Raw genomic sequence first — 3,904 nt, 5'->3', positions numbered from 1 at the left:
GTCGCGGCTGATCGACGGGATCAAGGCAAACAACTTCGTCGTCGTCGGACGGGCCGGGATCGATCTTTGGACCGATCCCGGCGTCGCGACCGAGGACGCAGAGACTGTGACCGTGGGTCTTGGCGGGTCTTCCGCGAATATCGCGGCGGGAATTTGCAAACTGGGCGGGCAGGCGTCATTGGTCACGCGTGTCTCAGATGACAGCATCGGCAGCTACTGTATTGGCCAGCTCAAGCGCTACGGCGTCGGTACCGAATATGTGACGCCAGTTGGCGGTGAATACCGCAACTCACTGGCGTTTTATGAAAGCCGGGTTGAGGGGCACCGCAATGTCATTTACCGCAATGGTGCTGCCGATTTTCAAATGGGTGCGGATGATGTCGGGGCGGTGGACTATGGCAAGTTTGGCGCGCTGATTACGGCGGGAACTGTTTTCGCCGCCGAGCCATCGCGCAGCGCCAGTTTTGCCGCCTTTGAGCACGCGAAGGCCGCTGGCCTTCCGATCATCTTTGATGTGGACTACCGCCCCTATTCATGGCCCTCACCGCAAGTCGCCGAAGAGGTTCTGAGCCGTGCGGCGGCCGCCTCCGACATGATTGTCGGCAACGATGAAGAGTTCGGCTTCATGGCTGGCGGCATCGAAAAAGGCATGGCGAAGGCCAAGGCCCTGGCCGAAAGCACCGCCACGATCGTCGTCTATAAAATGGGTGAAAAGGGTGCCGTGACTTTTGCAAGCGGCAAAGAAATCCACACCGGTATCTGGCCCGTTGAGGCGCTCAAACCCACCGGGGCGGGCGACAGCTTCATGGCGGGGATGGTGACAGGCATCGCAGAGGGGCAAACGATCAAAGACGCGATCTTGCGTGGCTCTGCCTGTGCATCCATCACCGTATCCCGTCCGGGCTGCGCACCTGCGATGGCCGATACGCCAACACTTGCGACTTTCATGGCCGACCATTCTGGCCCCACTGCCAGCTAAAAGGATCCAAACATGCATATTCCTCCGTTTGATAACCAGAATAAACCGATTGTGGATGTGGATGATCCGACCGTTCCACTGAACTATTTCAATATCGTCAAGCTCAAGAAAGGGCAGGCTTTTGAATATGCGGTTCCGGGGTACGAGACATGCATCGTGCCTGCCACAGGGACCGTGGACATCGAAATCGAAGGGTTCAAAGCGGATGGCATCGGACAGCGCACCGAAGACGTCTGGGACGGTGAGCCTGAAGGCGTCTATGTGCCTACCGCTGCAAAAGCGCAGATGGTTTGCACCTCTGATGAGGCCGAAGTTTTTGTCTGCGGCGCACGTTACGACAAGGTGCTCGACGCTTTTGCCGTCCGTGCGGATGAATTGGACATGGTCCAATACGGCTCTGACGACACGAAGACCCACCGGAAAATCAAACATATCCTTGGCACAAAATACCACGACAAGGTCGGGCGCTTGCTGGTGTCTGAACTTTTCACCGTGGGCGAGGGTGGTTGGTCCGGTTTTCCCTCACATAAGCATGACACTGACCGTCTCCCGATTGAGACGCGCCACGACGAGACCTATAACTTCCGCTTTAAGCCCAACCACGGCTCAGGTGTGCAAATGCTCCAGCGTGAAGACGGCAAGGCGGGGGATGCTTACCACATCGTCGACGGCTCAACGATTTGTCTTGATAGCGGGTATCATCCTTGTGCGGTGCTGCCGGGGTATCAGATGTATTATTTCACCATTCTGGGCGGGCTGTCACAGCGTAGTCTTGTGCAGTACTTCCAACCCTCACATGCCTATCAGGTCGAGACGATCCCGGGCATCAAAGACATGATTGCCAAGTTCAAATGAGCCTTGTGACACTCCACGATGTGCTGCAACCGGCATTGCAGCAAGGCTATGCCGTTGGCGGCCTGGTCACATTGGGCTGGGAAGACATGCGCGCCTATGTAGCCGCGGCTGAGGCTGAAAACTGCCCTGTGATCCTGCAGGCCGGACCGGGGTGTCGCGCGCATACGCCATTGCCTGTACTGGGAAAGATGCTTCGGCATTTGGCAGAACACGCATCCGTGCCGGTCGTGGCACATCTGGATCATGGATATACCTATGATGAATGTGCTGAAGCCCTCGATAGCGGTTTCACTTCGCTGATGTTTGACGGGTCGCGAAAGCCGCTCGCCGATAACATCAAAGAGACACGTCAAATCGCTGAAATGGCACATAAATCTGGCATATCCTGCGAAGGTGAGATCGGCTTTGTGGGCTACTCCGGTGGCGAAAACTCCGCGGGGACCGACCCGTCAGAGGCGGCAATTTTCGCGGCAGAAACGGATGTTGATGCCATGGCGATTTCCGTGGGCAACGTGCATTTGCAACAGGATAAAGAGGGCGGCTTGGACGAACCTCGCATTGCCGCCATTCAGGCAGCAACTGAGGTGCCACTGGTAATCCACGGCGGTTCTGGAGTGCCAACTTCGCAACGCAAATCATTGGCGATAAATACCAATATTTGTAAATTCAATATTGGCACTGAGCTGCGGATGGCGTTTGGTGCGGCATTGCGTGATGCAGTCAATGCTGACCCTGAGCGGTTTGACCGTGTCAGCATCCTCAAAGAAACCCATGACCCGGTGATGGCAGCAGCGCGGATCGTGCTGCGCAACCTGAAAGGTCAAAGCGATGATTAACATTGGTATCCTGGGATGTGGTCGTATCGGGCAAGTTCATGGCGCCACGCTGCGCACAATGACCACGGCCAAAGCGGTCGCGGTCGCTGATGCAATGCCGGCCGCAGCAGAGGCGCTGGCTGCCGTACTGGGAGCAAAAGTGATGTCGGCAGAGGCAATCATCAACGATCCCGGTATTGATGCTGTGGTGATCGGCACACCAACGACGACGCATTATGATCTGATCCATGCAGCCGCTGGGGCAGGGAAGGCGATGTTTTGCGAGAAGCCAATCGATCTGTCTGTTGCACGTATCCACGATTGTCTGGCTGCCGTCAAAAAGGCTGGCGTGCCATTCATGACCGCCTTCAACCGCCGTTTCGACCCTAATTTCGCCCATCTACAGCGGCAAATTGCAGATCAGGTTATTGGAAAGGTCGAATTGGTTACGATTCTGTCGCGCGATCCATCACCACCACCCATCAGCTATGTGAAAACCTCCGGCGGGATATTCCGGGATATGATGATCCATGACTTTGACATGGCGCGGTTCCTTTTAGGTGAAGAGCCGGTGGCGCTGACGGCAGCCGCGTCTAGCCTTGTCGATCCTGAAATTGGCGCCGCCGGCGATTTTGATACCGCGGTGGTGACGCTGAAGACCGCAACGGGGCGGCTCTGCCAAATTTCAAATTCACGACGCGCAAGTTACGGTTATGACCAACGTATCGAGGTACACGGCGAAACGGGGATGCTACGGGCGGATAATGTGCTTGAGACAACGGTGGAGCTTGCAAATGCATCGGGCCTGCAACGTGCCGTCGCGCAGCCTTTCTTTCTGGAACGCTATGCAGCCGCGTATCGCGCAGAGATGGCGCATTTTATCAACGCGCTGGTTACTGGCACTGATGTGAAGCCGGACGGGGAAGATGGGTTGAAGGCACAAATACTGGCAGACGCCGCAGACGCCGCCGCAAGGGATGGTTTGGCAAAATCCGTATAAACGACAACTGGTTAAACGGCACCCATAGCGATTCCTCTTGTTAGGTAACATATTGTTTTCTAATAGGAGTCGCAGTTGAAGGTAGCGCACACCCATCGGAATGTATTCGGCGTATAATCAGTATTATGTAAAATACCTAATTAAGAGCCGACATGTTGCGTTTCATACAAGACCACTTGCGTTCATATGCACAGTAATGACTTTATATCGCAGACGATTTAAAGGTGAGGATCATCGCATGAGAGACACGCTGCA

The 3,904-nt window shown here is 55.4% G+C and carries 4 protein-coding genes; all 4 read left to right on the top strand.

Annotated elements, in window-relative coordinates; translation table 11 throughout:
* Positions 1-979: PfkB family carbohydrate kinase (locus ACFDSS_RS14040; protein WP_375256343.1), on the top strand; the 979-nt coding region annotated here is incomplete at its 5' end.
* Between the two features lie 12 nt (positions 980-991).
* Positions 992-1,834 carry a 5-deoxy-glucuronate isomerase gene (locus tag ACFDSS_RS14035; RefSeq protein WP_375256342.1) on the top strand — a complete coding sequence of 281 codons (843 nt, stop codon included), beginning with the start codon at positions 992-994 and terminating at the stop codon, positions 1,832-1,834.
* Positions 1,831-2,670, top strand: coding sequence for a class II fructose-bisphosphate aldolase (locus ACFDSS_RS14030; RefSeq protein WP_375256341.1), 840 nt, complete (start codon positions 1,831-1,833; stop codon positions 2,668-2,670). Before ACFDSS_RS14035 ends, ACFDSS_RS14030 begins: the two co-directional genes overlap by 4 nt.
* On the top strand, positions 2,663-3,649 hold the full coding sequence (gene iolG, locus ACFDSS_RS14025; RefSeq protein WP_375256340.1) for an inositol 2-dehydrogenase: 987 nt from the start codon (positions 2,663-2,665) through the stop codon (positions 3,647-3,649). The genes ACFDSS_RS14030 and iolG overlap by 8 nt, the downstream gene beginning before the upstream one ends.
* Positions 3,650-3,904 lie beyond the last annotated feature (255 nt).

The organism is Yoonia sp. (assembly GCF_042093035.1).
Taxonomy (GTDB): Bacteria; Pseudomonadota; Alphaproteobacteria; order Rhodobacterales; family Rhodobacteraceae; genus Yoonia.
This window is presented reverse-complemented; position numbering and strand designations above follow the sequence as displayed.

Coding starts and splice junctions, on each gene's coding strand:
- ACFDSS_RS14035 (WP_375256342.1), top strand. CDS start 992: ATGCATATTCCTCCGTTTGATAACCAGAATAAACCGATTGTGGATGTG.
- ACFDSS_RS14030 (WP_375256341.1), top strand. CDS start 1,831: ATGAGCCTTGTGACACTCCACGATGTGCTGCAACCGGCATTGCAGCAA.
- iolG (WP_375256340.1), top strand. CDS start 2,663: ATGATTAACATTGGTATCCTGGGATGTGGTCGTATCGGGCAAGTTCAT.